Raw genomic sequence first — 25,856 nt, forward strand, 5'->3', positions numbered from 1 at the left:
TAACTGTTTCTCGGTGTATGCCGGACTTGCGGTTCATGATAGCTAGTCTGCCGCCTTGACAGCAAGTTTTTAATAATCTGTAACAATTTTCTCGGGAATTGCTCAGGCTTGCGGAGATCGCTTGCCGGCGGAGTAGGCTAAGTAGGAGACTCAAAGCGGAACGAGCAGTCCCCATGGAACGCCTGATCAACACCTTCAGCAAAAACTTCTCCACCTGGAGCCGTCGGTTTCTGGTGCAGGCCGGCGACGGTTTGGCCAGCCTGAAAGACACGGCTTTAGATAATGGCAATCTGCTCCTCTGCAAAGCCCGCATCGCGCTTGCGGATGCCAGCTTCACCACCCTGCGGGCGCTTCGGTCTCGCTTTGGTTCTGGTCGCTAGCTGCCCAAATCTTGCAGCCGGTAGAGGTGGGCGTAGAGCCCGTTGAGGGCCATGAGCTCGGCGTGGGATCCCTGTTCTTTCAGTTCCCCTCGCTGCAGCACGAGGATGCGATCCACGTGGCGGATGGTGGAGAGGCGGTGGGCGATGATCAGGGCGGTGCGATCCCGCAGCAGGGTTTCCAGGGCGGATTGGATCAGGGCCTCGGTGCCCACATCTAGGCTGGCGGTGGCCTCGTCCAAGACCAAGATTTTCGGATCCCGCCACAGGGCCCGCACAAAGCTGATGAGCTGTTTTTGGCCGCTGGAGAGGTTGCTGCCCCGCTCCCGCACGGGGGTGGCGTAGCCCTGGGGCAGATCGCGGATGAGCTCGTGCAGGTGGAGTTGACGGGCCACCCGCTCCACTTCTGCCAGCTCGCCCTCCTCTCCTAGAGTGATGTTTTGCTGGATATCTCCAGAGAACAAGAATCCATCTTGCAGGATCACGCCCAGGTGACGGTGCAGCTCGGCCTGAGGCAGGTGGCGAATGTCCACGCCGTCGATGCGGATGCAGCCGCGAGTTACTTCGTAAAGGCGGCAAAGTAGGCGAATGATGGAGCTTTTGCCAGCGCCGGTGGGCCCCACGAGGGCGACCTTTTCGCCGGGGCGGATGGTGAAGCTGAGGTCTTTGAGCACCCACTCGCCGGGGTTGTAGGCAAACCAAACATGCTCGAACTGCACCTCTCCTTTGGCGGTTGGGGGCAGGTGGCGGGGGCTGACGGGATCCCGGATGGCGACGGGCAGGCGGAGGATGTGGTCGATGCGTTCCACGGCGGTGAACCCCGCCTGCAGGGCGGTAAACTTTTCCGCCAACTGGCGCAGCGGGTTGAAAAAGCGCTGGGAAAAGAGGATGAAGGCGTAGAGGCTGCCGAAGGTGAGAGGTTCTCGGGGCAGGGATCCCAGCCACTCCCCCCTGCCGGCTGCCAGCACCTGCTGCCCGCCCACCCAGAGGAGAGCGGCCACCGCCAGCCAGGCAACCCACTCCAAAACGGCGGAAAGGGCAGCGTCGTAGAGGATGGTCTGATCCACCTCTTGGATGTAGCGGCGGTTGATGGTTTGAAAAATCTCGCTGTTGAGCCGCTCCCGCCGAAACAGTTGCACCACGGCAATGCCCAAGACGTTTTCCTGGATCCAGGCGTTGAGCTTAGAGAGCTCTTCCCGCACGCGAAAGTTGGCATCGCGAAAGCGGCGCTGCAGCTCGACCACTACAGCGCTGGCTGGCAGGACGATGAGGATCAGCAGCAGGCCCAGATCCCAGCGCTGGCTGAGCATCACCACCCCGATTACCAGCAGGGTAAAGAGGTCGCTGACGATGCCGACCGCGCCGGTGGAAAACACATCTCCCAAGGCCTCCACATCGCTGGTGATGCGGGTGATCAACTTGCCCACCGGGGTGCGATCGAAAAATTGGGCCGGCAGGGCCAGCACGTGGGCGAAGAGATCGTTGCGGATGTCGCGGGTCATCAACTGCCCCAGCTTCTGGCTGCTATACCCTTCCAGGGCCTGAAAAACCCAGCGGGCCAGCAGGGTGAGGATCAACAGGCCCGCGTAGGGCCAGAGGCCGGCGAGGATCCCACTGTCGCCTTGGGCAAGCGCTTGGGCGATGGGGCCGTCCAGGGCCCGCTGCAGGATCAACGGCTGCACCGCATCGGCTAGGGCCAGGGGCGGCAAAAAGGCCAAGGCCGCCAACAACAGCTTCAGGTGCCGACGGGCATAGGGCCAGAGCAGCCGCAGCAGCCGCCAATCGCTTCGGGGATCCCTGGAGGAAGCGGCCTCGGAGGAAGAGGTAGCAAGGCTCACGGACTTACACCCAAAAAGATGAAGACGACTCATGGAGAGCTCTGATCTACTCTAAGCTCTCTCCCTGATGAGGCTTGGCCCTCACCCCCGTCCCCTCTCCCTTTGGGAGAGGGGGGTTGGGGGCGCCGCTTGTTGCTGGGGGACAGATGGAAAACCGGCGGTTTCAGGGCCTGCCGGGGCAGGTTTCAAAGAGGCCTAGAAGACAAGCCTTAGCGGAAGCCGTTGCTCTGCTCCCGCAACTGGGCAGAAAACTGAGAGGGGATCAGCTTAGTGCCCACCCCGGCATCGGTCAGTAGCTCCAACAACAAAGAGTGGGGGGATCCCCCGTCCAGAATGTGGGCAGCCCGCACCCCCTGCGCTAGAGCGCGAATGCAACACTGCACCTTGGGGATCATGCCCCCTCTGACCACCCCTGTCTGGATAAGCTGGCGGGCCGTCTCGATATCCAGGAGCGTAATCAGGGAGCTGGGATCCTCAGGGTCTCTGAGAATGCCAGGGGTGTCGGTGAGAAGGATCAGCTTTTCTGCCCCCAGAGAGGCCGCCAGCTCTCCCGCCACAGTATCGGCGTTGATGTTGTAGGCTTGGCCTGTCTCGTCGGCGGCCACGCTGGAGATCACCGGGATCTGGCCGCCCTCCAACAGAGTTTGCACCAACTGGGGGTTGATGCTGCTGACTTCCCCCACAAAGCCGATTTCCGCCCGGCCCTGGGAGCGGGCTCGAATCAAATTGCCGTCCCGCCCGCACAGCCCCACCGCCGAGCCGCCGGCCAGGCTGATGAGCTGCACGATCTGTTTGTTGACTTTGCCCACCAGCACCATCTCCACCACCTCCATGGTGGCCGCATCGGTCACCCGCAGGCCGTCCACAAACTTGAAGGGGATGTCCAGCTTCTGGAGCCAACTGTTGATCTCCGGCCCCCCGCCGTGCACCAGCACCGGCCGAATGCCGACACAGGCCAGAAAAACAATATCCCGCAGCACCTCAGCTCGGCGCTCCTGCTGCACCATGGCGGCGCCCCCGTACTTGATGACAATGACACGGCCCTGGTACTGCTGGATGTAGGGCAGAGCCTCGATGAGGATCTGCGCCCGCGTCAGGGGATCACAGGCCACAGCCTGCGAACCGGTCGCCGCGGGAAGAGAAGCGTTGGTCTGCACTGCCGGACGTCCCTCACAACACGAAACCTTGACCCAGAAGATCGTAATATTGCCTGCAGACAAACGGCGGGCTCCGGGTTAGGTTTTTTGCAAGCGGCAGCCCCTCTCTTTGCCAAACAGCAAGGCGCTCGCCGGCCACTGCCAAAAACAGCAAGCCATTAGCTGCGCAGGGTAACGGGAAAGTGTTTTTCTAGCTGCGCCCTCACCTGGTTTTGCGCAGCTTCCACCTCGGCATCGGTGAGGGTGCGATCCGGAGCGCGGTACACCAGTCGGAAGGCGAGGCTGCGCTGCCCTGGCGGTACCCCTTGGCCGCGGTACTCGTCGAAAAGCTGTACCGACTGCAGCAGAGGGCCTGCCGCCTGGCGGATTACTTTCTCGATGTCTGCCACCGACAGCTCCAGCGGCGCAAAGAAGGCGATATCCCGATCCGAGGCCGGAAAAGGCGAAAAGGGGGAAAATTGCACTAGGCCCCGCTTCTCCAGGCTGGCCAACAAGGGATCCAGATCCACCTCAAACCCATAGACCTCCTCCGGCAAATCCTTCTCCTGGCAAAGGCGGGGGTGCAACTGCCCAAATAGGCCAATGCGGGATCCCTCGATCCAGATGCCGGCCTGGCGACCGGGGTGCAACAGCGGCGATTGCGCCTCGGGGGGATCGGGGCGAAACTCAGAAGTAAACCCCAGCCGCTCCAGCGCCGAGACCAAGAGCCCCTTAGCCTCAAACCAGTCCATGGGCCGGCTGTGGTGCCGCCAGTCATTGGGGTTGAGGTCCCCGCCCAGGATGCCGCCCAAGTGCTCCGCCTCCTGATAGGGCTCAGGGCTGGAGGGAGGGGCATAGGCAAAGACGTGGCCAATCTCAAAAGCCTGCAGCGGGCCGTTGCCCTGATCCCAGTTGAAGCGAAAAGCCTCCACCAAGCCCGGCAACAGCGCCTTGCGCACAGCGGAGTACTCGGGGGAAAGCGGATTGGCGATTTTGACCAAGGAGCTGTCCTCCTCTGCCGGACAGAGGGAGATGTGGTACACCTCCGTCAGGCCGATGCCCCGCATCACCTCGCGAATTTGCCGGGTCAAAGTTTCCCGTGCAGAGAGGGATCCCACCTGCGGCTCCGTGGGCAGGGTTTCGGAGAAGCGGTTGTAGCCGTAGAGACGGGCAAATTCCTCAATCAAGTCGATCTCCCGTTCGACATCCCGCAGGCGGTAGGGGGGAACAGACACCTGCCAAACGCAGCCGGCCACGCCTGCTGTCTCCGTAGCAGGGAGGGGGGGAGCCTCCGGGGCAACTGCCTGACAGCGGGAAAGCTGAAAGCCCAAGGCCGGCAAGATCTCCTCCACATCCTCTGGCCGCACCTCTTCCCCCAACACGTCGATGAGGCGCGACAGCCGCAGCTTCAGCGTCCGCTCCAGCGGTGGCCGTTGGTCAAAGGTGGTGAGGCCAACCACCGATCCTCCCGCCAGCTCCAAAATCAACTGCACCGCCCGATCCCGCGCCAGGTCGAGGGTGGCAAAATTAACCCCCCGCTCATAGCGGGCCGAGGCTTCCGTGCGCAGTCCCTGCGAGCGGGCCGAGCGGCGCGTCACCACCGGGTCGAAGAGGGCGGCCTCCAAAAAAATGCTGGTGGTGGCCGAGCTCACTTCTGTCTCTTCTCCCCCCATCACACCTGCTAGGGCTACCGGCTGGCCGCCGGCCACGATGAGATGGCTTTCAGGGTGCAAGGTGCGGGTTTGGCCGTCCAGGGTTTTCAGGGTTTCTCCCGCCTGGGCAAAGCGCACCTCAATAGTGGGCTTCTTCTTGCCCATGACCTGCAGCAGGCGATCCCAATCGAAGGCGTGCAGGGGCTGGCCCCATTCCAGCAAGATCAAGTTGGTAACATCGACAACATTGTTGATGGAGCGCATGCCAGCGGCGGCCAGGCGATGCTTGAGCCAGTCGGGAGAAGGGCCGACCTTCACTCCCTCGATCAACACGCCACTGTAGGCGGGGCAGGCCTTGGCGTCGGCAATGCGCAGGTTGAAGTTGGGGATGGGCTTGGCCTGTAGGGGCTGAACCGGCGGCAGGCGCAGCGGGTTGCGGGTGAGGGCGGCCACCTCGCGGGCGATCCCCACCATGCTCAGAGCATCGGCGCGGTTGGCGGTGGAAGTGAGATCCAACACCACATCGTCCAGGCCTAGCAGCGGGCGGGCGTCAGACCCCAGCGGGTGGGCCTTGAGATCCAAATCAGGCGGAAATTCGTGGATCCCTTCCGAAGCCCTCTCCAGCCCCAGCTCGGCCAAAGAGCAGATCATGCCTTCCGAGAGCACTCCCCGTTTCTCCGCTTTGGCAATGGTCAGGTTCACAGCGGGCAGATGAGTGCCCGGCGTGGCCACAGGAACCAGCAAGCCGGCGCGGGCGTTGGCCGCTCCGCAGACGATGGTGGCCGGTTGCTCAGATCCCAAGTCCACCTGGCAAACGCGCAGCTTGTCAGCATTGGGATGGGGCTCGGCGGCTAGGATCCTGCCCAGCACCACCCCTTCTGCCCAACTGCGGCGATCTTCAATCTCCTCCACCTCAAACCCCACCAGAGTAAGGGCTTCTGCCAATTCTTCCGGGGAAAGCTCAAAGTCCACCAATTCCCGCAGCCACTTCAAGGAAATGCGCATCGCTGAGCCATCGCTGCAAACGCCGCACCCATTATCGCTCACTCCGAGTTCGGGCCAAAGGCAAGCAAGGCGCGCAAACTTCCCCTCGCAGGTAAGATGGTTACGCCGTGCCGAGGTACTGGCATCGAGGCAAGACGGCGCGTCTTTCAGGCTGTGGATGTGGGTATGGGACAACGGCAACTCTTGCGCGGGATCCTGATCGGTCTGGGCCTTCTGGCTGCCCTGGTGGTGTGGGCTATCACCTGGCTGCTCACCCAAAGCCCTCTGGCTTTGTTGCTATCTCGCCCGGCGCTGCCGCCGATTGTGGGCCTAGCTCCCCGTTCCACCCAGGCGCTGTTGCTGCTGGCCGCCCCTCTCGAGGATTTGCAGGCATTTTGGCAAGCGGCAACCCCCGCTTCCCAGCGACGCGCCACTCGTCAGCAGTGGCGGAAGTTTTTCTCCGGCGCAGGCCCGGGCTGGTTGGGAGCCATGCTGGCCGGGGGAGCCCTGGATTTCGAGCGGGAGGTGCAGCCCTGGCTGGGGAAAAGCACCCTCTTGGCCAGCTTGCCGGAGTGGGGCACCTTGGTTGCCTTGGAAACTCGCGACGCGGCGCTTGCCCAATTCGAGCTGAACCTGTTGTGGGAGCGGCAGAGCTTAGCCGGCTTGCCAGTGCAGGTGGATACCTACAAGGGCATTCAGGTGGTGTCCAGCCCGCTTCCGGAGTTGCAGGGGTTCACGGCAGCCCTTTTCGGCGAGCGCTATGTGCTGCTGGCAGAACAGGCTGCTGCCATTCGCGCCGCCATCGATGCGTGGCAGTTGCCGCAGTTGTCGTTGGTGAGCAAGCCGCAGTTTCGGCAGGTGATCCAGCCGCTACAGGAGGCGCATGTGGGTTGGGCTTTCTGGCAAAATCCGGAATCGCCCTCTCCCGACGCTCTGGCGTTGCAGGCAGTGGGGCTGGGGCTGGGGGTCAACTTTCGGGGGTTGGTGGCCGAAACTGCCGCCCTTTGGCATACGCCTGCTGAGTTCGCTTTGCCGACGGTAGAAGCTTTTCATCCGCAGGTTATTCGGCATCTGCCCGACGAGACGCTAGCGCTAATTTCCGGACAGAACTGGGCCAACCTTTGGCAGAGCTTGGGGCGGATGCAACCCCTGAGCCTCTTCGGCCTGCGGCTGGATCCCGGCCAATGGCTGCAGCAGTTGCAATTGCAGGTGGAGCTGGACTGGCAGCACTTGTTGCCGGAAAGGGGAGAGTTTGCCCTTGCCTTTTTGCCCACGGATGGGGAACTGGCCTGGCTGTGGGTTGGCAAGAGGCCGGATGCGCCAACGCTGGATGAGCGGGCAATCGCCCAGGGCTGGCAGGTGGTGTCGATTGCAACTAAGCATGGCACCGCCACTGTCTGGAGCAAGCCGGCGGCCCAGCCGCAACCCCAGCCAAGCCACTCCACGCCGCGAGAAGACATCCCCCTCTTGGCCGGTGGGCTGCTGCAGGTCAGCGGCAGGGGAGGCTCTCCCCGGGTGCAGGCGGCAGAGGCTCTTCCCCAAGCCCTGCCCGCCATCCCGGAAGCATCGCCTCTCTCGGCCCAGGTGTACCACACCGACCGGGAAGGCTACTCCTACCTGGCTTCTTCTTTGGCGGCTTTGGAAGCGGCCCTGGCGGATCCTCCCTTGAGCGCCAGCCGCGCCTGGCGCAGCCTGGTGGCCCCCCTGCCCCACCGCAACCTGGGCTATGGGTACGGATCCCTGGGGGTTCTACCGGAAACTTGGCTGCCCCAACTGCAGGGATCCCGCTGGTCGTCCACGCGCCTGGCCTTCGCCACCACTGCCCTGACGCTGTCCGAGGCTCCCTATCCGGATCGGGGGCACTGGCTCCTCCAGAGGGGCAAGCTATTTTGGCAGTGGTACTGAGTGGAGCCCGTCAAACTATCCAGGGATCCCGGCAGCCGGGGTGAATGTACTTGCCCAAGTAGAGCTGGTTGCCCGTCTCGTTCCACTGCACAAAGTCGAAAATTTGGGTGAGCAGGAGCATTCCCCGCCCTGACTCTTCCGTTTCCAGGATGCCGCAGCGGCAGCGGTTTAGCTCCTCCTGGGGACGAAAGCCGGATCCCTGATCCCGCACCAGCCACTGATAAAACGGCTCGGAGCTGGCGTATTCGACGATCACCCTCTTGTTGGGATCCAGGCCATTGCCGTGGCGAACGGCATTGATGATCGCCTCTTGCAGGCCCAAACGCACCTCCGCCCTCCAGGGGGGGGGAACTCTGGCAATCAACAAATCCAGAACCGGCTGGGTATAGAGGGTGGAGGGAAAGCTGATAACGCTCCAGGAGCAGTGGGCTGGCTTGAGGGAGAGGGCAATCACAGGGGCAGTCGGGGGCACAACGCTCTTTTTCCATCCTAGCCAATCCCCGTTGGCCTCAGCCCGGTCGGGCCAGATTCCGGCAGGGATCCTTTTTGGCGTACCATCTTGAGTGGTAAAGCTCTTCGCGGTTACCCTGATCGACTATGGTGATCAAAGTTGGGGATAAGGTTAGGGTGCGCTCTATTCAGGATCGCGGACAAGAAGAGGTGAGCGCGCTGGTGGGCAAGGAGGCTGTGGTGCTGGCACGGCGGGTGGTCGATGGCAGTGGCATCGGCTACATTTTGGAATTTCCCGATCGCTCCCGGCACTGGTTTTTCGAGAGCGAGCTGGAAGTGGTCGATTCCGGCCACGCCAAGGATGAGCCGAGTTGAGCAGTCTGGCTACCGGCTAGACAGTGGATTAGTGGCAGTTGCGGTGTCGGATCCTCTCTGCGTGTAAGTTGCCGCAAGGTGGCCGCCCCAGCTCTCAGTTTCCTCAAGCCTACATTTCAGCTTCAGGTAGCCGGCCTGGGAGATGCCGTTCTCTTTTCCGATGGAGTTCTCGCCATATCAGGTTGGGAGCATCAAGCTCAGGGCCGCTGTTGTCCCGTTGCCGTTGTCTGGATAAGTGGTCGTGGCTTCTCTTCCCCATTTGAATCGTCGTTTGCTGGCCCGCCAGATGGCCGCCCAGGTGGATGGCCTGACCGTCAAAATGGCTGCCGCTGCTCTGGAGGCAATGCTAGACAGCATCAGCCAATGTCTGGCGGAAGGAGGATCGGTGCGGCTGGCGCGCTTTGGCACCTTCTCGTTGCGCTACCGCCCGGCCCGGCAAACCTATCACCCGCGCACCAAGGCCCCCATCCACATCCCCGCTGCCCAGGTGCCCCATTTCGTCCCCAGCCCGGAACTGGGGCGACCCAGGAGGGATCCCCAAGAAGAAGCGGAAGCGCTGGCATCCGTCTAGAATGGCCGTTTTGCTCTGGTTTCGCACCGATTTGCGCCTGCTAGATCACCAGCCGCTGACGCGGGCTTGCCAGCAGGGATCTCTCCTCATTCCCCTCTATTGCCTAGATCCGCGCCACTTTGGACAGACGGCCTTTGGCTTTCCCAAGACCGGCTCTTTCCGCGCCCAGTTCCTGCTGGAGAGCCTGGCCGACCTGCGGCAGCAGCTCCGGGCCCGCGGCTCTGACCTAGTCATTCGCCAAGGCCAGCCGGAGCAGGTGATCCCGGCCCTGGCGCGGGAGTGGGGGGTGGAGGCCGTCTATGCCCACGAAGAGGTGGGCACCGAGGAGGAGGCGGTTGCTGAGGCCCTGCAGCAAGCGCTGCAGCCCTTGGGGATCCGGCTCCATCTGGACTGGGGTCACACCCTCTACCACCCCGAAGATCTCCCCTTTGCCCTGGCAGACCTGCCGGAGGTGTTTACCCGCTTTCGCCAGCAGGTGGAAGCCAAGGCCGAAGTTCGCGCTCCCCTGCCCATCCCTTCCCTGCCGCCCCTGCCGCCGGGGCTAGATCCTGGCCCCCTGCCCACCCTGGCGGCGCTGGGGTTGAGCTTGCCGCCGCCGGATCCCCGCGCCCGCTTTGTCTATACCGGCGGCAGCACCGCCGCCCAGGCCCGCCTGCAGACCTATATCTGGGATCTGGACCGGCTGCGCGTCTACAAAGAAACCCGCAACGGCATGCTGGATCCCAACGACAGCTCGCGCCTTTCTGCCTGGTTGGCGTTGGGCTGCATCTCCCCTCGCGTTGTCTACGCCGAAGTCAAGCGCTACGAGGAGGAGCGGGTGCGCAACGAATCCACCTACTGGCTGGTGTTTGAGCTGCTGTGGCGGGACTACTTTCGCTTCATCTTGGCCAAGCATGGGGCCAAGCTGTTTCGTCCCTCGGGGATCCAAGGGATCCCCATCCCCTGGCAGCAGGACTGGGACCGCTTTCAGGCTTGGTGCCGCGGCGAGACCGGCTACCCTCTGGTGGATGCCAACATGCGGGAGTTGGCCGCCACCGGCTTCATGTCCAACCGCGGGCGGCAGAATGTGGCCAGCTTCCTCACCAAAAACCTGGGGATCGACTGGCGTCTGGGGGCGGAATGGTTTGAATCGCTGCTGATTGACTACGACGTGGCCAGCAACTACGGCAACTGGAACTACACCGCCGGCGTAGGGAACGATGCCCGCGGCTTCCGCTACTTCCACATTCCCAAGCAATCCCGCGACTACGATCCCCAGGGCCACTACCTGCGCCACTGGCTGCCGGAACTGGCCGGGATCCCCGGGGACAAGATCCACGAGCCCTATCGCCTCAGCGCCGCCGAGCAAAAGCAGTTTGGCGTGCGGCTAGGGGTGGACTATCCCCGCCCTGTGGTGGATCTGGAAAAGTCCCTGCAGGCCAGTCGGCGGGCTTACGAAGCGGCCCTGGCCCGCTACCGCCGCGGCTAGGGGGATCCCCTCGAAACGGGAGTGGCGGGCTAGGGGACGACGCGGCTAAGACGCCGCAAGCCAGGCAGGCCAGCATCCGCCACCACCAAGCTGCCGTCTGGCAAGGCAAGTAGAGAGCCAGGCCGCTGGAAGCGAGCTGAGACCACCGGGCCATCCTGCCAGCCCGGCTCATCCCCCCCGGCCAGGGTAGAGACCTGCCCGCTGGGCTGAAGACGGCGAATGCGGCGGTTGTCTTGGTCGGCCAGCCAGAGGACCCCCGCACTGTCGAAGGCCAGCCCTGCAAGGGTTTGAAAACGGGACTCCGCCAGAGGGCCATCGCGGTAGCCTGCTTCCGCCTGGGAGAGGGTGGTCAGTTGCCCGTCGGCAGAGAGCCGGCGCAGGCGATGCCTATCGGCAATCCAGAGGTTACCCGCCTTGTCCACTGCCAGAGCTGTCGGCTCCAGAAGCTGGGCTTGCTCTGCCGGCCCATCGGCGGATCCCGGCTGGCCGGTGCCAGCGGCCGTCGTCACTTTGCCCGTGGGAGTGATGCGGCGGATGCGGCGGTTGGCGCGATCGGCCACGTAAAGGCTGCCGTCCAGACCCAGGGCCAGGCCAAAGGGTTCGCGAAACTGCGCCTCGTCGCGCTCTCCATCTCGGTGGCCGGCTGAACAGGTGCCGGCAAAGGTGCTCACCCGCCGCTGTCGGCTGATGTAGCGCAGGCAATGGTTGCCGCTGTCGGCCACCCACAACCCCCCCTTGGGATCCCAAAGTAGCCCTTGGGGGGAGTGAAACTGGGCCTGCTCCGCCACCCCATCCCGGTGGCCGGCCTTGCCGCTGCCCGCCCACACCTCCAGTTCCCCTGCGGGGGAAAGCCGGAAAATGCGGTGCTGGGCCGGGTCGGCTAAGTAAAAGAACCCCTCGGGGTCTGCGGCAATGCCGCCGATCTGCTGCAGGGAGATCCCGGCCTCCCCCTCGTTATCGGAGCTGCTGCCCTCCGGCTTGGCTGCCGCAGCGGTGCGGCCATCGAGGAGGGTCTCCACTCGCCAGCCCGAGGCCGCTGTAGGAGTGGGGGTGGGAGTGGGCCACTCGTCAATCCAGGTTCCCAGTCCTTGTCCTTCAGCGTCGGCCACCGCCACCCAAACGGTGCCGGAAAGGGAGGCTGGCGGCATCACCGTCAGACTGTTGCGGCTGCGCGAGCGAATTTCCCCCCTCAGGATGCGCTCCGGATTGGCGGCTGAGGCAAAAAGAACGCTTTCCACCCGCTCCAGATTTTCCCCCGACAGCAACAACGGCTGGCCAGGCGCCGGCACCCCTGCCCCTGCGTGCAGCAGCGGCACTCCCACCTCGGAGAGCACCAGCAGGCTCAGGCGGCGACTGCTGCTGTCAGCGCTTCCAGAGCGGGCAGAAAGAGTCAGGGATCCCTTTCCTTGGGCCAAGGCGGTGGATCCCCGGTAGGCAATGGCGCTGAGCTCCGCTTCCCCGGCAGGTGGGTTGGTAAAAGTGAAGGTGGCCGGCTGCCCTAGGCGCAGGGGCGCGTTGGCGGTCTGGCGATAGCTGCCCAGGGTAATGCTGAGATCGATCCCCTCCACCCCCGGCCAGGTGGGGGTACGAGCCAGCCAGCGATCCACCTCGGAGGCAGGGAGCTGGGCCACCAGATCGGATCCTTGTTCCTGGAGGAGCAGGACGATGCGGTTGTTGGGCACCGCCAAACCCGATTGGCGGGCCTGTTCGAGTGTGAGAGCGGCGGGGGCGAGGGGAGTTGGGGTGGAAACCGGCTGCAGGGCAGAAGGGGAAACGACGCTGGGAGACAAATTAGAGGAAGAGAGCTCGCCGCAGGCCGAGAGGGCCAGCACCAGAGCACTCAGCGCCGGCAAAGATAGCGGTGCAGGGGAAGCCCGTCGTGGCATGATGCAGCTCATCCTCTCCCACAAACTGGGAAGCGGCGGGAACCCAAACCTCCATGTCGATAGCAACTCACGTAAAAGCCGGCAGAAATTGCCCCGCTACTTTTTCTGCGGACAGCCGCGCCCCACCGCCTGCTCGGCATAGGGAAACCCCTCAGCCAGCCTCGCAGGCCTTGAACCCTAACCCTATCCATGCTTAAGCCGTCTCACCCAAGGGTGAGTTGCACTCCTCACTTCTTAATATCCTTACTCAAATCCCCGTCGAAAAGCCAGATGGCAATCGGATGCTCGCCAAGCCATGTTCGTTTTTGTCCGCTCGATATCCCAGCCTCTTCGAGCAGAAGCCTCCAGCCCGGTGGAAGGCCGGGGCTAACCTATGGGTCCGGAATTGGCCACCCTCGCGGATAGATCAAATAGACGGTACCCCCGGAGTGGGCCAACCACAAAGGCTCTAGCTGGTCGCGGCAGTAGGTGCGGCGAACTTCTTCGTTGGTCTTGGCCGCCGGATCGTGGAGGATGGGATCCCCTTGGCGGTCGAACCCCACCAGCACCGCCAGATGGCCGTTGCTTTTGGGGATCGGCGCCCCCTCCAGCTCGCCCTCGCCCCAGGCATAGCTGAGGATAGCCGGCACGCCGGCCGCGATCCAGGCTTCTGCCTGGGCCAGGCTCTGCAGCCGCGCCACCACGCCGGCCAAACCCCGCTCGGCGGCATGAGCCACGTTGAAGGCCCAGTTGCCGTGGCCCTGGTAAACCCGGTCGTACACCCCGGCCGCCGCGGCGCGCACCAACGGCTCACAGGGGGGGGGATCCCGCTGCCAGTAGGCCATCACCATCGCCAAGGCAGTGGGGCTGCACCAAGCTGCTCCCCCGTCGGCATAGACCATTTGGGAACACAAGGGCAGCTCCAAGACCTGGCCCCAGCGGCTGGGATCCCCAGGGGAGAGGCGGTCGGGCTGGGCCGGCTGGTTGGAAAAGGCAACCGCCACCTGATCCACCAGGGGAGAGCGGCCCGCCTCTTGCGTGAACAGGCGCACCCTGACTTGGAAAGCCTCTGCCCCGTTGTGGGTATCCTTGAGCACCAACAAGTCCGTGTGCAGGTTGCCATCTGCGTCTTCCTGCCCGCGCACGGAGTGGCTGGCCAGGGTGGGCGGATCGGCAGCCCACACGCCGGCGTGATACCACTTCGTCCAGCGCCCCGCAAGCTTGGCCCGGATCTCCACTTCTAGCCAGGTGCCGGGAGGGGTGGTGGCATTCCAGGAGACGATTGCTTCCACCAGAGGAAAGCTGGCGGGAACTTCCGGGCTGATGGCTTCTCCCACCCAATAGCTGCCGGGGGGATGAAAAGGACGTCCGCGCAATGGCGACTGCGGCTCCTCAAGGCTGACTTCTTGCCGCCAGCTCTCTGGATCTAAGACCAATTGCCCTTGGGCGTTCAGCCGGATCCCGCGGGCTGACCAGCCCTGAAAACCTTGGGGGGCATGCCAGCGCTGCAACCTGGTGCGATAGGGGGAGTGGCGCTGGGCTTGCATTGTCAAGAGTCCTGGAGAAGTTGCAACCGGCTGGGCCAACGCGGGCAGGAGCAGCACAACGCCGCTGACCAGCCCAGACAGCCTTTGCCAGGAGTCTTTGCCTTGCGGCAGCATTGTCGGCTTGCCCCCACTAATAGTGCGACACCGCCGGATGCCCCTTAATGTACCAGCGCCACGGGAGCTCCGCACCGCGGGTAATGCCGATGCGGGTAGTTTGGACAATGGGGAACTGTGCCTCCCAAGCAGGGGATCCCTCTAGCCAAATGCCTTCCTGGCCGGCTGCCACCGGTTCCAGCCGCCAGCCATTGTGGGATCCGTCGATGCGCAGCGCTTGGCAGAGCAGGCCCGGCCCCGCCGCCACCCGCGCCGGTTTCAAGCGCTTGTTGGCCGGGATCCACTCCGGCAGGCAATCCAACTGGGCTGCCCGGATCAAAACCGCTGACGCGATCCCTTCCGCCTCGGTGACGATGTTGAGACAGTGGTAGAGGCCGTAGATGCGATAGACGTAGAGATGGCCGGGCGGCCCGAACATCACCTGGTTGCGGCGGGTCTTGCGGCGATAGGCGTGGCATGCCGGATCGCCGGCGGTGTAGGCTTCCGTTTCCACAATCTGCGCCCGCACCTGCAGCCCATCGGCAAATTGCCGCACCAGCACCATGCCCAGCAACGTAGGCGCCACCAGCGGCGCCGGCTTGCTTAACCACTCCCAAGCAGCCACAGCCGGCTCGGCAACTTTCATCCCCCGGCAACAGCAGGGACGATGCTCACCTCATCCCCATCCTGTAGAGGCGTGTCCGATCCCTGGAGGAAGCGAATGTCTTCGCTGTTGACATAGAGATTGACAAAGCGGCGCAATTCCCCCTTTTCATCGCACAGCCGCGCCTTGATGCCCGGATAGGTCTGCTCCAAGGCCTCCAGCAATTCCCGAACGGTGGATCCCTCGCAACTTACCACCTCCTGATCCCGGGTGAGCACCCGCAGCGTGGTGGGAATTAACACCTTGACTGCCATAAGCCAATGCTTCGTCCAGCGACCAACCTTAGAAGACTAGGGTAGCAGCACCCCGTCAATGCCGTGAATCACCCCGTTGGAAACCGGAATATCCGCCAAGTTCACATTGGCCCCGTTGACCCGGATGCTGCCATCGGCTCCCACCTGCACCCGCAGCGGCAGCCCCGCCAAGGTGGTCAGAGTGGCCGATTGGCCAGGCCGCAGGTCAAACGAGGTAATCCGCCCCGGCACCACATGATAGGTGAGGATGCGGGTGAGCTGATCCCGATTGGCCGGCTGCAGCAACGTCTCCACGGTGCCCGGCGGCAGTTTCCTAAAGGCCACATCGGAAGGGGCAAAGACCGTGAACGGCCCCGGCCCCGCCAACGCCGTGTTCAGCCCCGCCGCCCGCAAAGCCGTCGCCAACGTCGAGTAGCTGCTGGGCAAAGTTTCCAGCTCAACGGCAATGGTGTTCAGCCCCTGAGGCCGAGCCGTGGGAGCCAAAGCAAGGGGGGTCAACACCGCCACTGCCACCGGCAAGCAGCGACGCGCAAAGTGACGGACAGAACGGAGGATAGGCATGGTGCAGAGCTCCTGAGCGAGTGGGTCTGTGCCAGGGATCGTAACAGTTCTTCTCTTCATTAAGACGCCGTTAAGAGCCCAGGGGGATCCCTCTCGCTTCAAACCGAAGCCTCCTGCCAGTCCAGCCGCTCCAGAGTGCGGGCGCGCTCCAATGCCTGTTCAAAGCTCTCCAGCTTGGGCGAGATCACCAGCGGATGGCCCACGTGCGCCTGCACCGCCTCCTGGGTTTTCAAGCCATTGCCGGTAATATAGGCTACCGTAACCGCCTCAGGATCAAGCTGGCCCGATTCGGCCAGGCGTTTGAGCACGGCAATGGTGGTGCCGCCAGCCGTCTCGGTGAAGATGCCCTCGGTCTCGGCCAAGAGCTTGATGCCGGCCACGATCTCGGGATCCGTGGCCGTCGCGATCTGGCCGCCGGTTTTGCGGGCAATCTCCAGGGCGTAGATGCCGTCGGCAGGGTTGCCGATGGCAATAGACTTGGCGATGGTATTCGGCTTAACCGGAGTAACAAAATCCCGCCCCTCGCGAAAGGCCTGGGCAATGGGCGCACAGCCCTGGGCCTGGGCGCCGTGGAAGATAACCGGCTTCTCCGCCACCAGCCCCACCTTCACAAACTCCTGAAAACCTTTGTAAATCTTGGTGTACAGGGATCCCGACGCCAGCGGGATCACTACCTGATCCGGCAGTTGCCACCCCAGTTGCTCCGCCACCTCGTAGGCCAGGGTTTTCGAGCCTTCTGAGTAGTAAGGGCGCAGGTTGATATTGACAAAGCCCCAGCCATAGCGATCGGCCACCTCGGCGCAGAGGCGGTTGACCTGGTCGTAGTTGCCCTCCACGGCCATGACGGTGGGATTGTAGATGAGGGATCCCAGCACCTTGCCCGCCTCCAGATCCGCCGGGATGAAGATAGTGCACTCCAGGCCGGCATGGGCGGCGATGGCAGCCGTGGAGTTGGCCAAGTTGCCCGTGCTGGCGCAGGAAACGGTGGTAAAGCCCAGCTCCTTGGCGCGGGTCAGGGCCACCGACACCACCCGATCCTTAAAGCTGAGGGTGGGCATGTTGACGGCGTCGTTCTTGAGGTAGAGGTTTTTTAACCCCAGCCGCCGGCCCAGCCGCTCCGCCTTCACCAGCGGCGTCATGCCGGTGCCCACATCGATGGGCCGCTCCGAAAGGACCGGCAGGAAAGGTCGGTAGCGCCAGATGGAGAGCGGCCCGGCCTGGATGCTCTGCCGGCTGACAACGCTCTTGAGCCAGTCGTAGTCATAGACCACTTCCAGGGGGCCAAAACACAGGTCGCACACGTGCTTGGCCACCGGCTCATACTCGGCCCCACATTCCCGACAGCGCAAGCGCCTAAAGCCCACCTGGAGGGTGCGCAAGGCCGAGCTGGGCGGCAAATCGGCAGGGCTGAGCGGGCGGTGGGAAAGGGTTTGGGTCATAGGAAGCCTCAGACAGGAGAAAGGGCTGGATCTTGTTTACCCGTCGTCGAGGGCAATCCTATCACCCGCGATCGACCCCGTCAACTAAACCCGACTAAAATAGTCTGAATTAGATCCGGCTGGGGAGAGCGGGATCCTAGCCGGTTTGGGCAACCTCGGAGCGGCAGACTGGTGGAGGTCTGGCTTTCTCTTGCCGAGATTTGGGGATAGCCCTCTATCCGTCGCTAGACTGGAGAAACAAGCTGTAACAACCTAATTGGGATAGGGGATCCCGGTATTCCGCGGGGGCGATCCTATGCTCAAAGTTGGACGGGACAACGTGGACTTTCTCGACCACTACGACGTGATCGTCGTGGGTGGGGGACACGCTGGCTGTGAAGCGGCCCTGGCGGCAGCGCGGCTGGGCTGTAATACCTTGATGCTGACGTTGAACCTGGACAAGATCGCCTGGCAGCCCTGTAACCCCGCTGTGGGGGGCCCGGCCAAGTCGCAACTGGTGCACGAAATCGACGCCCTTGGCGGCGAGATGGGCAAAGTTACCGACCGCACCTATTTGCAAAAGCGGGTGCTCAACCGCTCGCGGGGCCCAGCAGTATGGGCCTTGCGGGCGCAAACCGACAAGCGGGAGTACGCGCGGGTAATGCGCTCGGTGGTGGAAAACCAGCCCAATCTGAGCATCCGCGAGGGCACTGTTACCGACCTGGTGCTGGGGCGCAACGATGAGGTGGTGGGCGTGGTTACCCATTTTGGCAGCGTCTTCGGCTGTGGGGCGGTGATCCTGACCACGGGCACCTTTCTGGGAGGGCGCATCTGGATTGGCCGCCACTGGCAGCCTGCTGGCAGAGCGGGGGAATTTGCCGTCGAAGGCCTGACCGACACCCTGCGCCAACTCGGCTTTGAGACAGGTCGGCTGAAGACGGGCACCCCTGCCCGTGTGGATCGCCGCAGCGTCGATTTTTCCGTGATGGAGCGGCAGCCAGGGGATCCCGACCTGCGCTGGTTTAGCTTTGACCCGGAGGTGTGGGTGCCGCGGGAGCAGATGGACTGCTATCTCACCCGCACCACGCCGGAGACCCACCGCATCATCCGCGAAAACCTCCACGAGACGCCGGTCTACGGCGGCTGGGTGGAGGCCAAGGGGCCCCGCTACTGCCCCAGCATCGAAGACAAGATCGTCCGCTTTGCCGACAAGGAAAGCCATCAAATTTTTATTGAGCCAGAGGGGCGGGATCTGCCGGAGCTCTACATCCAGGGGTTCTCGACGGGGATGCCAGAAAAGATCCAGATCCAGATGCTGCGCTCCCTGCCCGGCCTGGAGCGGTGCGTCATGCTGCGGCCTGCCTACGCCGTGGAATACGACTATCTGCCGGCCACCCAGCTCTACCCCACCCTGATGACCAAGAAGGTGCAGGGGCTGTTCTGTGCCGGCCAAATTAACGGCACCACCGGCTACGAAGAGGCAGCAGCCCAGGGTCTGATCGCCGGGATCAACGCCGCCCGCCTGGTGCAGGGGAAGCCGCTGGTAACCCTGCCGCGGGAGTCCAGCTACATCGGCACCCTCATCGACGACCTTTGTACCAAAGAGCTGCGGGAGCCCTACCGCATGCTCACCAGCCGCTCCGAATACCGCCTTATCCTACGCGCCGACAACGCCGACCAACGCCTCACCCCCCTGGGGCGGGAATGGGGCCTCATCGACGACCGCCGCTGGGCCCTCTTCCAGGCCAAGCAGGCCCGCATTGCCGCCGAGATCGAGCGCCTAGAAACCCAGCGGGTCAAGGCCCACGACCCCGCCGGGATCCACCTCAGCCAACTGACCGGCCAGGGGATCAAAGGATCCGCCACCTTGGCCGAGCTCCTGCGCCGCAACCCGATCCACTACGCCGACCTGCTAGAGCTGGGGTTGGGAAATGAGGAGCTGGATCCCTTTGAGCAGGAGGCAGCAGAAATTGCTGTCAAATACAGCGGCTACATCCAGCGGCAACAGAGCCAAATCGAGCAGGTGAGCAAGCAGTACCACCGCCCCCTGCCCCCCGATCTGGACTACCACTCCATCCCCACCCTCTCCAAAGAGTCGCGGGAGAAACTGGCGGCAGTCCGGCCTCTGACCGTGGGCCAGGCGGCCCGCATTGGCGGCGTCAACCCCGCCGACATCAACGCGCTGCTCATCTACCTAGAGGTGAGGCAACGTCAGAGGGCGGCGGATCCCGTCTGTTCTTCTCTGTGAGCTCCGCCCCCATCCATGTAGAGGGAAGGGATCTCTTCCAGGGTCAGGCGCGAGGCCACCCCCAGCTCCAGGGGCGAGGTCTCTCCCCGCAGCCAGTGGCAAAGGCCAGCTGCCCCAATCATGGCGGCGTTGTCGGTACAGAGGTTTGGGGGCGGGATCACCACCCGCAGGCCCTTTTGGCGGCCCGCTTCCAGCAGGCGAGCGCGCAGCTCCCGGTTGGCGGCCACCCCCCCTGTAACCAGCAGCGTCGAGAGGCCCAGCGCCTCGGCACAGGCCACGGCTTTTTCTGTGAGCACGCGGGTGAGGCAGGCCTGGAAGCTGGCGGCAATATCGGCCACAGGCAGCTCCTGGCCTTCCTGCTGCAACTGTTGGACCAGGCGCAGCACCGCTGTCTTCAGGCCGCTGAAGCTGGTGTCGTAGGGGTGATCCAGTTTGCCCTCGGGCAAAGGGAAGCGATCGGGATCCCCTTGTTGCGCCCAGCGGTCGATCTGGGGCCCGCCCGGATAGCCCAGCCCCAACAGCCGCGCCACCTTGTCAAACGCTTCGCCGGCGGCGTCGTCGCGGGTGCGGCCCATCGTCTGGTACTCCCCGTAGTCCTTCATCCAGATCAGGCTGGTGTGGCCTCCTGAAACCAAAAGGCCCAGGCAGGGGGGACGCAAGTCGGCTGCTGCCAAAAAGCCGCTGAACAGGTGGCCCTCCAGGTGGTGCACCCCGATCAAAGGTTTGTTGTAGAGCAGCGCCAAGGTCTTGGCCGCCATCAGCCCCACCAGTAAGGATCCCACCAGGCCCGGCGCACAGGTGACGGCAACAGCATCCACCTCGGCCATGCCCAGCCCAGCCTGCTGCAGGGCGGACTCCAGCACAAAGGGCAGAGTTTCCACATGGCGGCGGGCAGCCACCTCCGGCACCACGCCCCCGTAGGCTGCATGGAGGTCGATCTGGCTAGCCACCACAGAGCTGAGCTGCCGTGGGGCAAAGGTCGGCCAGGCCGCATCTGCCTCCACCACAGCCACAGCTGTTTCATCACAACTGGTTTCAATGGCGAGGAGGCGGGGCATAGAGGAAAGGCGGGAGTTTCCTTAAGAATTGTGTGAGCTAAAACTCGCAATCCGTTGGAGCGAGGTACTCGGGAGTATGATACTAACCGTTTAGTGCCCGTTGCTGCACTTAGCATTCCTGCACATTTAACAGACCTAGACCCCTAGCTTAAGGACACATCCTGCTATGCGAACCCTTTTGAGTCTCCTTTTAGCCCTTTGCCTGGCGCTTGGCCTCGCCCAGGCTGTGCAGGCAGAGCCCTTGATCGGTCTGAAGCCTTGCAGCGAAGTTCCCGCTTTTCAGGCCCTGATGAACGAACGGCTGAGCAGCCTCGAAGAGAAGATCCTCAATGCCAGCCCTAACCTGGCTCCTCTCTACCAGCAAAAGTTGGCCCAAACCGAGAAGCGCTTTGAGCGCTACAGCAAGCTGCTCTGTGGCGAAGAAGGCTTGCCCCACCTGGTTACCGATGGCCGCTGGAGCCATGCAGGCGAGTTTCTCATCCCTGGCCTGCTTTTCCTCTACATCGCCGGCTGGCTGGGCTGGGCTGGGCGCTCCTATCTGATTGCTGTCCGGAATAGCGACGAGCCGGAGATGAAAGAAAGCATCATCGACGTCCCCTTGGCGCTGCGCTGTTTCCTCACGGCTTTGGCCTGGCCTGCCGCTGCTTTCAAGGAAATTGCCAGCGGCGAAATTCAGGAGCCGGAAGAGGCCGTGCCCATCTCTCCTCGCTGAAGAAGGGGCTTCTCCTCGGCTTTTGGCTTAGCTTCACCCATCCAACTTGAGAGGTATGTATGTCTGATTTCACCAAGTTTCTCACCACGGCTCCAGTGGCCTTTATCTTGTTTTCCAGCTTCGTTTTTGCGCTGTTCATCGAGATCAACCGCTTCTTCCCCGACATTTTGACGTTCTGAACTCGCAAGCCAGGGATCCCCAGCCGCGCCAGCAACACCCACAGGGATCCCTGGTCTTTTAAGCCAGACTTTTTGGAATTTGAGGTTTTTCTAACCCTTTTTGCACTGGAACCAGAGTTGCCGACATGGTTGAACCCACTGCCGATACCGTTTCTCCTAATAGGGGATATATCGCCGTCCCGGAAGGGGATCCGCAGATTGGCGATTTCTGGACGCCGATCAACCACGCGCCTGTTGTCCGTCTGTTGATAGACTGGTTGCCCATCAACCGGCCGGGATTGAGCTCCATTTGGCGGGGTTTGGAAATTGGCATGGCCCACGGCTATTGGTTGGTGGGGCCTTTTGCCAAGCTGGGGCCGCTGCGCAGCGAGCCCATCGGCCTGCTGAGCGGTTTCCTGGGAGCCTGTGGCCTGATCTTAATCATGACGGCAGCTCTCTCTCTCTACGGCACCGTCTCCCCGCAGCGCAACGACGGGCCGGTGCAGGGATCCCAATCTTGGAGCGAACTGGCCGCCGGCTTTTTGGTAGGGGGCATGGGTGGGGCAATCGTCGCCTACCTGCTTCTGCTCAATGGAGATCTGTTGTTTCCCAATTTTGGTTAAGCGGCTTCCCCTCTCCATCCATCCCCTTGTCTTGGACGGCCTTGCGAGTCTCTCCATCCTCTGCTGAGCGGCGGCTTGGCCAGATGGGCTCTGCTTTCCAGCTTTTCGCGTTGATGCCGGCTTGCTTGCCCACAGCTTCCCTGGATTTTGCTCTCCAGCTTCTTGACGGGGTTTCAGCTGGCTTTTCAAGGCTTGCAGCGTCTTTGTGATCCAATAACCTGAGCAGGCGAGGGAAAAGTTCAGGGCAGCAGTGAGACTGGCAGAAGGCAGGAAGCTTGCCCTAGCATAGACTGAGCCAGCCAGTGGAGTCTCGAATTTGCTATGAACCGACGGCAGCGGTTCTAGGCATTTTTCCAAATAGCCAAATAGTTTTTGTAAGCTGTCGTGAGCGATCTCCTGTCCGATCCCACTTCTGCAAGCTTCTCTTTGGCTGAGATCGGTCGCCTGTCGCCTGCAGCCCTGGCCTACCTGGGAGATGCCATTTACGAACTGCACGTGCGACGGCAGCAGTTGTTTCCTCCCACTCGGCCAGAGCTTTACCATCGGCAGGTGGTAAGGCGGGTACGCGGATCTGCTCAGGCCAGATTGTTGTTGGCGCTTTTGCCCTATCTCAGCCCTGAAGAGCGGGAGATCGTCCGCTGGGGCCGCAACGGCTGCGGTCGTCCACCCCGCCACTTGCCCTTGGCCGACTACCAGAATGCCAGTGGCCTGGAAACCATCTTGGGCTACCTTTACCTCACCGATCCCGAGCGGCTACGCCACATTCTCGCTCTCACCGATGTTTTGGCCAAGACGATAGGCGAGGGGGAAGGTTAAGATCGGCTTTTACTCTGCACCGTTCTCTGCCCATGCCCAAGCCTTCCCAATGCAAACCTCCCTTACGGCTGTCTCGCCGGAGCAAGCTGCAGCGGCAAGGGGCGGGGCAACCCTTCAACAAGCCCAAGCAGACCAAACGGCGCGAGGGGGGCTCCCCGCTCCATCTCCAGCCGGCGGCGCAAGAGCCGCCCGTAAAGCCGCTTCGTCGCAAGGCTGAGCAGGAGCGCCCCCAGCCAAATCCCAGCCCTCCCGTTGCCAGTCCAGAAGACGGGGAGCTGCAGGTTAACCGGGATCCCGAAGCCGAACCTGAACAAGAGATCATCTACGGTCGCCAAACCGTGTTGGCTGCGCTGAGAAGCCAGGCCACCCTTAACCGAGTGTGGGTGCTGCCGCGGTTGCGCTACAGCCCCCAATTTTGGTCTTTGTTGGAAGAAGCCAAAGCACGGGGTACCGTCATCGATGAGGTGTCTCTCCAGCGGCTAAACCTTCTCACCGCTGGAGCCAACCACCAGGGGATCGCCGCCCAGGCCACCCCTTACCGCTATGTGGATCTGGAAGAGCTGGTGGAACAGAGCCGCCAGTCCGGCCCCCATCCGGTGCTGGTGGTGCTGGACGGGATCCAGGATCCCCACAACCTGGGGGCTATTGCCCGCAGCGTGGAGGCGTTTGGCATGCAGGGGATGGTGATCCCACAGCGGCGGGCGGCAGGCGTCACTGCGACGGTGATGAAGGTGGCAGCGGGGGCCCTCTCTACTTTGCCGGTGGCGCGGGTGGTGAACTTAAATCGCGCCCTGGAATATCTTAAAGGGCAGGGGTTTTGGGTCTATGGCACCACCAGCCAGGGGGCTGCCCCTATCTACAGCGCCGACTTTCGCCGACCTATTGCCTTGGTGGTGGGATCCGAAGGGGAAGGCATCAGCTTGCTCACCCAGCGCCACTGCGACCAACTGCTGTCGATCCCCTTGGCGGGCCGCACGGAAAGTTTGAATGCTTCGGTGGCGGCGGGCATCGCCCTCTACGAGATCCACCGGCAGCGCTCCCCCCACCGAGGTCGAAACATTTCTCAACAAATCCTCAACGAAGGCAGTAGAATCTAGGTGATTGCAAAAGATCCTGAGTCATCCTTTGCGCTTAATAGGGGGGATGGATCCCGTGGGCAACCCTTTGGTCTGGCTGTTGGATAGGCTGCGGGGCCTAGCAGTCTGGGTTGAGATCACCACCGACGACTGCACCTATTACTACGGCCCCTTCGCCAGCGAGAAAGAAGCAGAGGCGCATAAAGGTCGCTACATCGCCGACCTGAAGGCGGAGGGGGCTGAGAAGATCGAGGTTCAGATAAAGAAAATGCGCCAGCCGCAGTCGCTGACGGTGGTCCGCACTCCTTCGCGGGTTCGTTCCTGATGACGGCTATGGTTTACCAGGTAACCGTTCATCACCGGGGCCAAACCTACCGGTTTACCGCGGCGGCAGATCAGACAGTTTTACAGGCGGCTCTCGAACACGGCCTAGAGCTGCCCTCTTCCTGCCAGGCGGGAGTCTGTACCACCTGTGCAGGGAGGCTGAAGTCGGGATCCGTGGCCCAGCCTGACGCCATGGGGATCGGGCCGGAACTCAAGGCTCAGGGCTTTGTGCTGCTGTGTGTAGCCTATCCTACTTCCGATCTAGAGGTGGAGACGGACCAAGAGGAGGAGGTCTATCGTCTCCAGTTTGGCTCCTAGCCCTGCTTGGATATCCACCCCCGTTGAGGGCAATTCTGTGCGGGTTACTCAAAGGAGTTCTAACGGCCTGTGAAGCTGCACTTTCTCCGCCTTTCCCTGCCCCTAAGCCTGCCGGTTTCTGCTGCTCGACTGGAGGGATCCCTTACCGAGCAGGTGGCCCAGGAGCTAGGACAGCCAGCTCAGCTTCTGCGCTGGAGCCTGACGGCGGTGGAGGGGGATAGGGCTTGGGTGGAGGTAGTAGCTACTACCGACGATGGCCATTCCGATTGAAGACAGCCCACCCCTCTCCTTAGGAAGAGGGGAGTTGGGGATAGCGCCCGCGCCGCCGGCGCGTTCGCAACTGCGTTGCCTATCGGGTCTGAAAGAGTTTTCCCAAGACCTCAGAGGCTAGCGGGAATCATTTCGTTGCTACGCTGAAGGACAGAAATGGCTAGCGGTACCCTCGGCAGTTTTTGTCCTTTGGCCAATGTCTGTCCCCACATCTGAACCAATGTCGGCTCCAATGTTGGCCGAGCAGCATCCCCCTGTTGCCCTCACCATTGCCGGATCCGATAGCGGCGGCGGAGCGGGCATTCAAGCGGATCTGCGCACCTTTGCCTTCCAGCGCGTCCACGGCACTTCCGCCCTCACCTGCGTAACTGCCCAAAACACCCTCGGGGTCAACCGCGTGGATGCGCTGCCGCCGGAGGCGGTGGCCGCCCAGATTGAGGCGGTGGTGCAGGATATCGGGGTGCAAGGGATCAAAACCGGCATGTTGCTCAATGTCGAGATCGTGCGGGAGGTGGCCCGCCAAGTGGAGCGGTGGGCCCTGCAGCCGCTGGTGGTGGATCCGGTGATGGTCTCCCGCACCGGGGCCAAGCTGCTGGCAGAAGACGCCATCCAGGCCATCCGCGAGCGGCTGATCCCGCTGGCCCAGGTCGTTACCCCCAACCGCTACGAGGCCCAGATTTTGGCAGGGATGGAGCTGCAGTCATTGGCGGATATGGAGGAGGCGGGCCGCCGCATCTACGCCCTGGGCTGTAAGGCGGTTTTGGTCAAGGGGGGAGGTATGCCAGGGGAACTGCAGGGGGTGGATGTGTGGTTTGACGGCGAGCGGCTGGAGATCCTCAAAAGCGAGCGCATCCCCACCCGCCACACCCACGGCACCGGCTGTACCCTCTCGGCAGCCATTGCGGCGCAACTGGCTTGGGGCAAGGATCCCTTGGCGGCGACGCTAGCAGCCAAGGCCTATGTTACCGAAGCCCTGCGGCATCCTCTGGCCATCGGCGCAGGACAAGGGCCGGTGGGGCACTTCTACCCGCTTCTCCAGTCTTAGCCCCCTTCTTCGCAGCCGGCAGCCGCTCAGGCTGCCGGGGGAGGTTGAAC

The 25,856-nt window shown here is 62.8% G+C and carries 26 protein-coding genes; 15 read left to right on the forward strand and 11 right to left on the reverse strand.

Annotated features, from left to right (window positions below; genetic code table 11):
* Nucleotides 1-173: 173 nt before the first annotated feature.
* Nucleotides 174-380, forward strand: coding sequence for a hypothetical protein (locus GG26_RS05000; protein ID WP_041438058.1), 207 nt, complete (start codon nt 174-176; stop codon nt 378-380).
* Here the strand turns inward: GG26_RS05000 and GG26_RS05005 are convergent.
* From GG26_RS05005 to pheT, 3 genes are all read right to left on the reverse strand, one after another.
* Nucleotides 377-2,215 (reverse strand): ABC transporter ATP-binding protein, encoded by a 1,839-nt coding sequence (locus GG26_RS05005; protein WP_414389176.1) that lies wholly within the window; start codon nt 2,213-2,215, stop codon nt 377-379. The genes GG26_RS05000 and GG26_RS05005 overlap by 4 nt on opposite strands.
* 209 nt (nt 2,216-2,424) lie before the next feature.
* The gene (argB, locus tag GG26_RS05010) at nt 2,425-3,327 is read right to left on the reverse strand and encodes an acetylglutamate kinase (RefSeq protein ID WP_414389229.1); all 903 of its coding nucleotides are present in this window, start codon (nt 3,325-3,327) and stop codon (nt 2,425-2,427) included.
* 203 nt (nt 3,328-3,530) lie between these two features.
* A complete protein-coding gene (pheT, locus tag GG26_RS05015; protein ID WP_414389178.1) occupies nt 3,531-6,008 on the reverse strand; it encodes a phenylalanine--tRNA ligase subunit beta in 2,478 nt (825 codons plus the stop codon).
* A 96-nt stretch (nt 6,009-6,104) separates the two neighbouring features.
* On the opposite strand from pheT, the gene GG26_RS05020 reads away from it, so the two are divergent.
* Nucleotides 6,105-7,892: a DUF3352 domain-containing protein gene (locus tag GG26_RS05020; RefSeq protein WP_240530349.1), complete on the forward strand. Its 1,788-nt coding sequence runs from the start codon at nt 6,105-6,107 to the stop codon at nt 7,890-7,892.
* A 10-nt stretch (nt 7,893-7,902) separates the two neighbouring features.
* Here GG26_RS05020 and GG26_RS05025 read toward each other — a convergent pair whose 3' ends face one another.
* Nucleotides 7,903-8,364 (reverse strand): ATP-binding protein, encoded by a 462-nt coding sequence (locus GG26_RS05025; RefSeq protein ID WP_414389180.1) that lies wholly within the window; start codon nt 8,362-8,364, stop codon nt 7,903-7,905.
* A 125-nt stretch (nt 8,365-8,489) separates the two neighbouring features.
* On the opposite strand from GG26_RS05025, the gene GG26_RS05030 reads away from it, so the two are divergent.
* The 3 genes from GG26_RS05030 to GG26_RS05040 all read left to right on the forward strand — a co-directional run bounded on the left by GG26_RS05030 (nt 8,490) and on the right by GG26_RS05040 (nt 10,756).
* Complete coding sequence (locus GG26_RS05030; RefSeq protein ID WP_240527287.1) at nt 8,490-8,717, forward strand: cytochrome b6f subunit family protein; 228 nt, start codon at nt 8,490-8,492, stop codon at nt 8,715-8,717.
* Nucleotides 8,718-8,976: 259 nt separating this feature from the next.
* Nucleotides 8,977-9,288, forward strand: coding sequence for an HU family DNA-binding protein (locus GG26_RS05035; protein WP_240527288.1), 312 nt, complete (start codon nt 8,977-8,979; stop codon nt 9,286-9,288).
* A 1-nt stretch (nt 9,289) separates the two neighbouring features.
* On the forward strand, nt 9,290-10,756 hold the full coding sequence (locus GG26_RS05040) for a DASH family cryptochrome (protein ID WP_414389183.1): 1,467 nt from the start codon (nt 9,290-9,292) through the stop codon (nt 10,754-10,756).
* 29 nt (nt 10,757-10,785) lie between these two features.
* Here the strand turns inward: GG26_RS05040 and GG26_RS05045 are convergent, their stop codons facing one another.
* The 6 genes from GG26_RS05045 to thrC form a co-directional block, all read right to left on the reverse strand.
* The gene (locus tag GG26_RS05045) at nt 10,786-12,642 is read right to left on the reverse strand and encodes an NHL repeat-containing protein (RefSeq protein WP_414389185.1); all 1,857 of its coding nucleotides are present in this window, start codon (nt 12,640-12,642) and stop codon (nt 10,786-10,788) included.
* 371 nt (nt 12,643-13,013) lie between these two features.
* Entirely contained in the window at nt 13,014-14,282 is a 1,269-nt protein-coding gene (locus GG26_RS05050) for a peptidase C39 family protein (RefSeq protein ID WP_414389187.1), read from the reverse strand.
* A 16-nt stretch (nt 14,283-14,298) separates the two neighbouring features.
* Nucleotides 14,299-14,907: a DNA-3-methyladenine glycosylase gene (locus GG26_RS05055; RefSeq protein ID WP_414389189.1), complete on the reverse strand. Its 609-nt coding sequence runs from the start codon at nt 14,905-14,907 to the stop codon at nt 14,299-14,301.
* A complete protein-coding gene (locus GG26_RS05060) occupies nt 14,904-15,179 on the reverse strand; it encodes a ubiquitin-like small modifier protein 1 (protein ID WP_011429210.1) in 276 nt (91 codons plus the stop codon). The genes GG26_RS05055 and GG26_RS05060 overlap by 4 nt, the downstream gene beginning before the upstream one ends.
* A gap of 36 nt (nt 15,180-15,215) precedes the next feature.
* Complete coding sequence (locus GG26_RS05065; protein WP_414389192.1) at nt 15,216-15,740, reverse strand: fasciclin domain-containing protein; 525 nt, start codon at nt 15,738-15,740, stop codon at nt 15,216-15,218.
* Nucleotides 15,741-15,838: 98 nt separating this feature from the next.
* On the reverse strand, nt 15,839-17,179 hold the full coding sequence (thrC, locus tag GG26_RS05070; RefSeq protein ID WP_414389194.1) for a threonine synthase: 1,341 nt from the start codon (nt 17,177-17,179) through the stop codon (nt 15,839-15,841).
* Nucleotides 17,180-17,474: 295 nt separating this feature from the next.
* Here thrC and mnmG point away from each other — a divergent pair, with 295 nt between their 5' ends.
* Nucleotides 17,475-19,406, forward strand: a complete 1,932-nt coding sequence (gene mnmG / locus GG26_RS05075) for a tRNA uridine-5-carboxymethylaminomethyl(34) synthesis enzyme MnmG (protein WP_414389196.1) — start codon at nt 17,475-17,477, stop codon at nt 19,404-19,406.
* Here mnmG and tsaD read toward each other — a convergent pair.
* The gene (tsaD, locus tag GG26_RS05080) at nt 19,370-20,464 is read right to left on the reverse strand and encodes a tRNA (adenosine(37)-N6)-threonylcarbamoyltransferase complex transferase subunit TsaD (protein WP_414389198.1); all 1,095 of its coding nucleotides are present in this window, start codon (nt 20,462-20,464) and stop codon (nt 19,370-19,372) included. The two genes, mnmG and tsaD, sit on opposite strands and share 37 nt — an antisense overlap.
* 166 nt (nt 20,465-20,630) lie before the next feature.
* On the opposite strand from tsaD, the gene GG26_RS05085 reads away from it, so the two are divergent.
* From GG26_RS05085 to thiD, 9 genes are all read left to right on the forward strand, one after another.
* Complete coding sequence (locus GG26_RS05085; protein ID WP_011429205.1) at nt 20,631-21,176, forward strand: photosystem I reaction center subunit III; 546 nt, start codon at nt 20,631-20,633, stop codon at nt 21,174-21,176.
* A 59-nt stretch (nt 21,177-21,235) separates the two neighbouring features.
* Entirely contained in the window at nt 21,236-21,355 is a 120-nt protein-coding gene (locus GG26_RS05090) for a photosystem I reaction center subunit IX (protein ID WP_011429204.1), read from the forward strand.
* 125 nt (nt 21,356-21,480) lie between these two features.
* Nucleotides 21,481-21,957, forward strand: coding sequence for a photosystem I reaction center protein subunit XI (locus GG26_RS05095; RefSeq protein ID WP_011429203.1), 477 nt, complete (start codon nt 21,481-21,483; stop codon nt 21,955-21,957).
* Between the two features lie 384 nt (nt 21,958-22,341).
* A complete protein-coding gene (locus GG26_RS05100) occupies nt 22,342-22,773 on the forward strand; it encodes a ribonuclease III domain-containing protein (protein WP_011429202.1) in 432 nt (143 codons plus the stop codon).
* A gap of 32 nt (nt 22,774-22,805) precedes the next feature.
* Nucleotides 22,806-23,870, forward strand: coding sequence for a 23S rRNA (guanosine(2251)-2'-O)-methyltransferase RlmB (gene rlmB, locus GG26_RS05105; RefSeq protein WP_011429201.1), 1,065 nt, complete (start codon nt 22,806-22,808; stop codon nt 23,868-23,870).
* Between the two features lie 46 nt (nt 23,871-23,916).
* A complete protein-coding gene (locus tag GG26_RS05110) occupies nt 23,917-24,174 on the forward strand; it encodes a DUF1816 domain-containing protein (RefSeq protein ID WP_011429200.1) in 258 nt (85 codons plus the stop codon).
* Nucleotides 24,174-24,491, forward strand: coding sequence for a 2Fe-2S iron-sulfur cluster-binding protein (locus GG26_RS05115; protein ID WP_168173317.1), 318 nt, complete (start codon nt 24,174-24,176; stop codon nt 24,489-24,491). The genes GG26_RS05110 and GG26_RS05115 overlap by 1 nt, the downstream gene beginning before the upstream one ends.
* Before the next feature lie 69 nt (nt 24,492-24,560).
* Nucleotides 24,561-24,761 (forward strand): hypothetical protein, encoded by a 201-nt coding sequence (locus tag GG26_RS05120; RefSeq protein ID WP_011429198.1) that lies wholly within the window; start codon nt 24,561-24,563, stop codon nt 24,759-24,761.
* Between the two features lie 220 nt (nt 24,762-24,981).
* Entirely contained in the window at nt 24,982-25,806 is an 825-nt protein-coding gene (gene thiD / locus GG26_RS05125; protein ID WP_228375400.1) for a bifunctional hydroxymethylpyrimidine kinase/phosphomethylpyrimidine kinase, read from the forward strand.
* Nucleotides 25,807-25,856: the final 50 nt, after the last annotated feature.

It is taken from the genome of Synechococcus sp. 'PEA 65AY6A-5F PE A' (assembly GCF_047462575.1).
Lineage (GTDB): Bacteria > Cyanobacteriota > Cyanobacteriia > Thermostichales > Thermostichaceae > Thermostichus.

Excerpts from the sequence above, each read along its gene's own strand:
- GG26_RS05000 (WP_041438058.1), top strand. The coding sequence starts at position 174 with ATGGAACGCCTGATCAACACCTTCAGCAAAAACTTCTCCACCTGGAGC.
- pheT (WP_414389178.1), bottom strand. The coding sequence starts at position 6,008 with ATGCGCATTTCCTTGAAGTGGCTGCGGGAATTGGTGGACTTTGAGCTT.
- GG26_RS05020 (WP_240530349.1), top strand. The coding sequence starts at position 6,105 with ATGGTTACGCCGTGCCGAGGTACTGGCATCGAGGCAAGACGGCGCGTC.
- GG26_RS05030 (WP_240527287.1), top strand. The coding sequence starts at position 8,490 with ATGGTGATCAAAGTTGGGGATAAGGTTAGGGTGCGCTCTATTCAGGAT.
- GG26_RS05040 (WP_414389183.1), top strand. The coding sequence starts at position 9,290 with ATGGCCGTTTTGCTCTGGTTTCGCACCGATTTGCGCCTGCTAGATCAC.
- GG26_RS05045 (WP_414389185.1), bottom strand. The coding sequence starts at position 12,642 with ATGCCACGACGGGCTTCCCCTGCACCGCTATCTTTGCCGGCGCTGAGT.
- GG26_RS05050 (WP_414389187.1), bottom strand. The coding sequence starts at position 14,282 with ATGCTGCCGCAAGGCAAAGACTCCTGGCAAAGGCTGTCTGGGCTGGTC.
- GG26_RS05055 (WP_414389189.1), bottom strand. The coding sequence starts at position 14,907 with ATGAAAGTTGCCGAGCCGGCTGTGGCTGCTTGGGAGTGGTTAAGCAAG.
- GG26_RS05060 (WP_011429210.1), bottom strand. The coding sequence starts at position 15,179 with ATGGCAGTCAAGGTGTTAATTCCCACCACGCTGCGGGTGCTCACCCGG.
- GG26_RS05065 (WP_414389192.1), bottom strand. The coding sequence starts at position 15,740 with ATGCCTATCCTCCGTTCTGTCCGTCACTTTGCGCGTCGCTGCTTGCCG.
- thrC (WP_414389194.1), bottom strand. The coding sequence starts at position 17,179 with ATGACCCAAACCCTTTCCCACCGCCCGCTCAGCCCTGCCGATTTGCCG.
- mnmG (WP_414389196.1), top strand. The coding sequence starts at position 17,475 with ATGCTCAAAGTTGGACGGGACAACGTGGACTTTCTCGACCACTACGAC.
- tsaD (WP_414389198.1), bottom strand. The coding sequence starts at position 20,464 with ATGCCCCGCCTCCTCGCCATTGAAACCAGTTGTGATGAAACAGCTGTG.
- GG26_RS05085 (WP_011429205.1), top strand. The coding sequence starts at position 20,631 with ATGCGAACCCTTTTGAGTCTCCTTTTAGCCCTTTGCCTGGCGCTTGGC.
- GG26_RS05090 (WP_011429204.1), top strand. The coding sequence starts at position 21,236 with ATGTCTGATTTCACCAAGTTTCTCACCACGGCTCCAGTGGCCTTTATC.
- GG26_RS05095 (WP_011429203.1), top strand. The coding sequence starts at position 21,481 with ATGGTTGAACCCACTGCCGATACCGTTTCTCCTAATAGGGGATATATC.
- rlmB (WP_011429201.1), top strand. The coding sequence starts at position 22,806 with ATGCCCAAGCCTTCCCAATGCAAACCTCCCTTACGGCTGTCTCGCCGG.
- GG26_RS05110 (WP_011429200.1), top strand. The coding sequence starts at position 23,917 with ATGGATCCCGTGGGCAACCCTTTGGTCTGGCTGTTGGATAGGCTGCGG.
- GG26_RS05115 (WP_168173317.1), top strand. The coding sequence starts at position 24,174 with ATGACGGCTATGGTTTACCAGGTAACCGTTCATCACCGGGGCCAAACC.
- thiD (WP_228375400.1), top strand. The coding sequence starts at position 24,982 with ATGTCGGCTCCAATGTTGGCCGAGCAGCATCCCCCTGTTGCCCTCACC.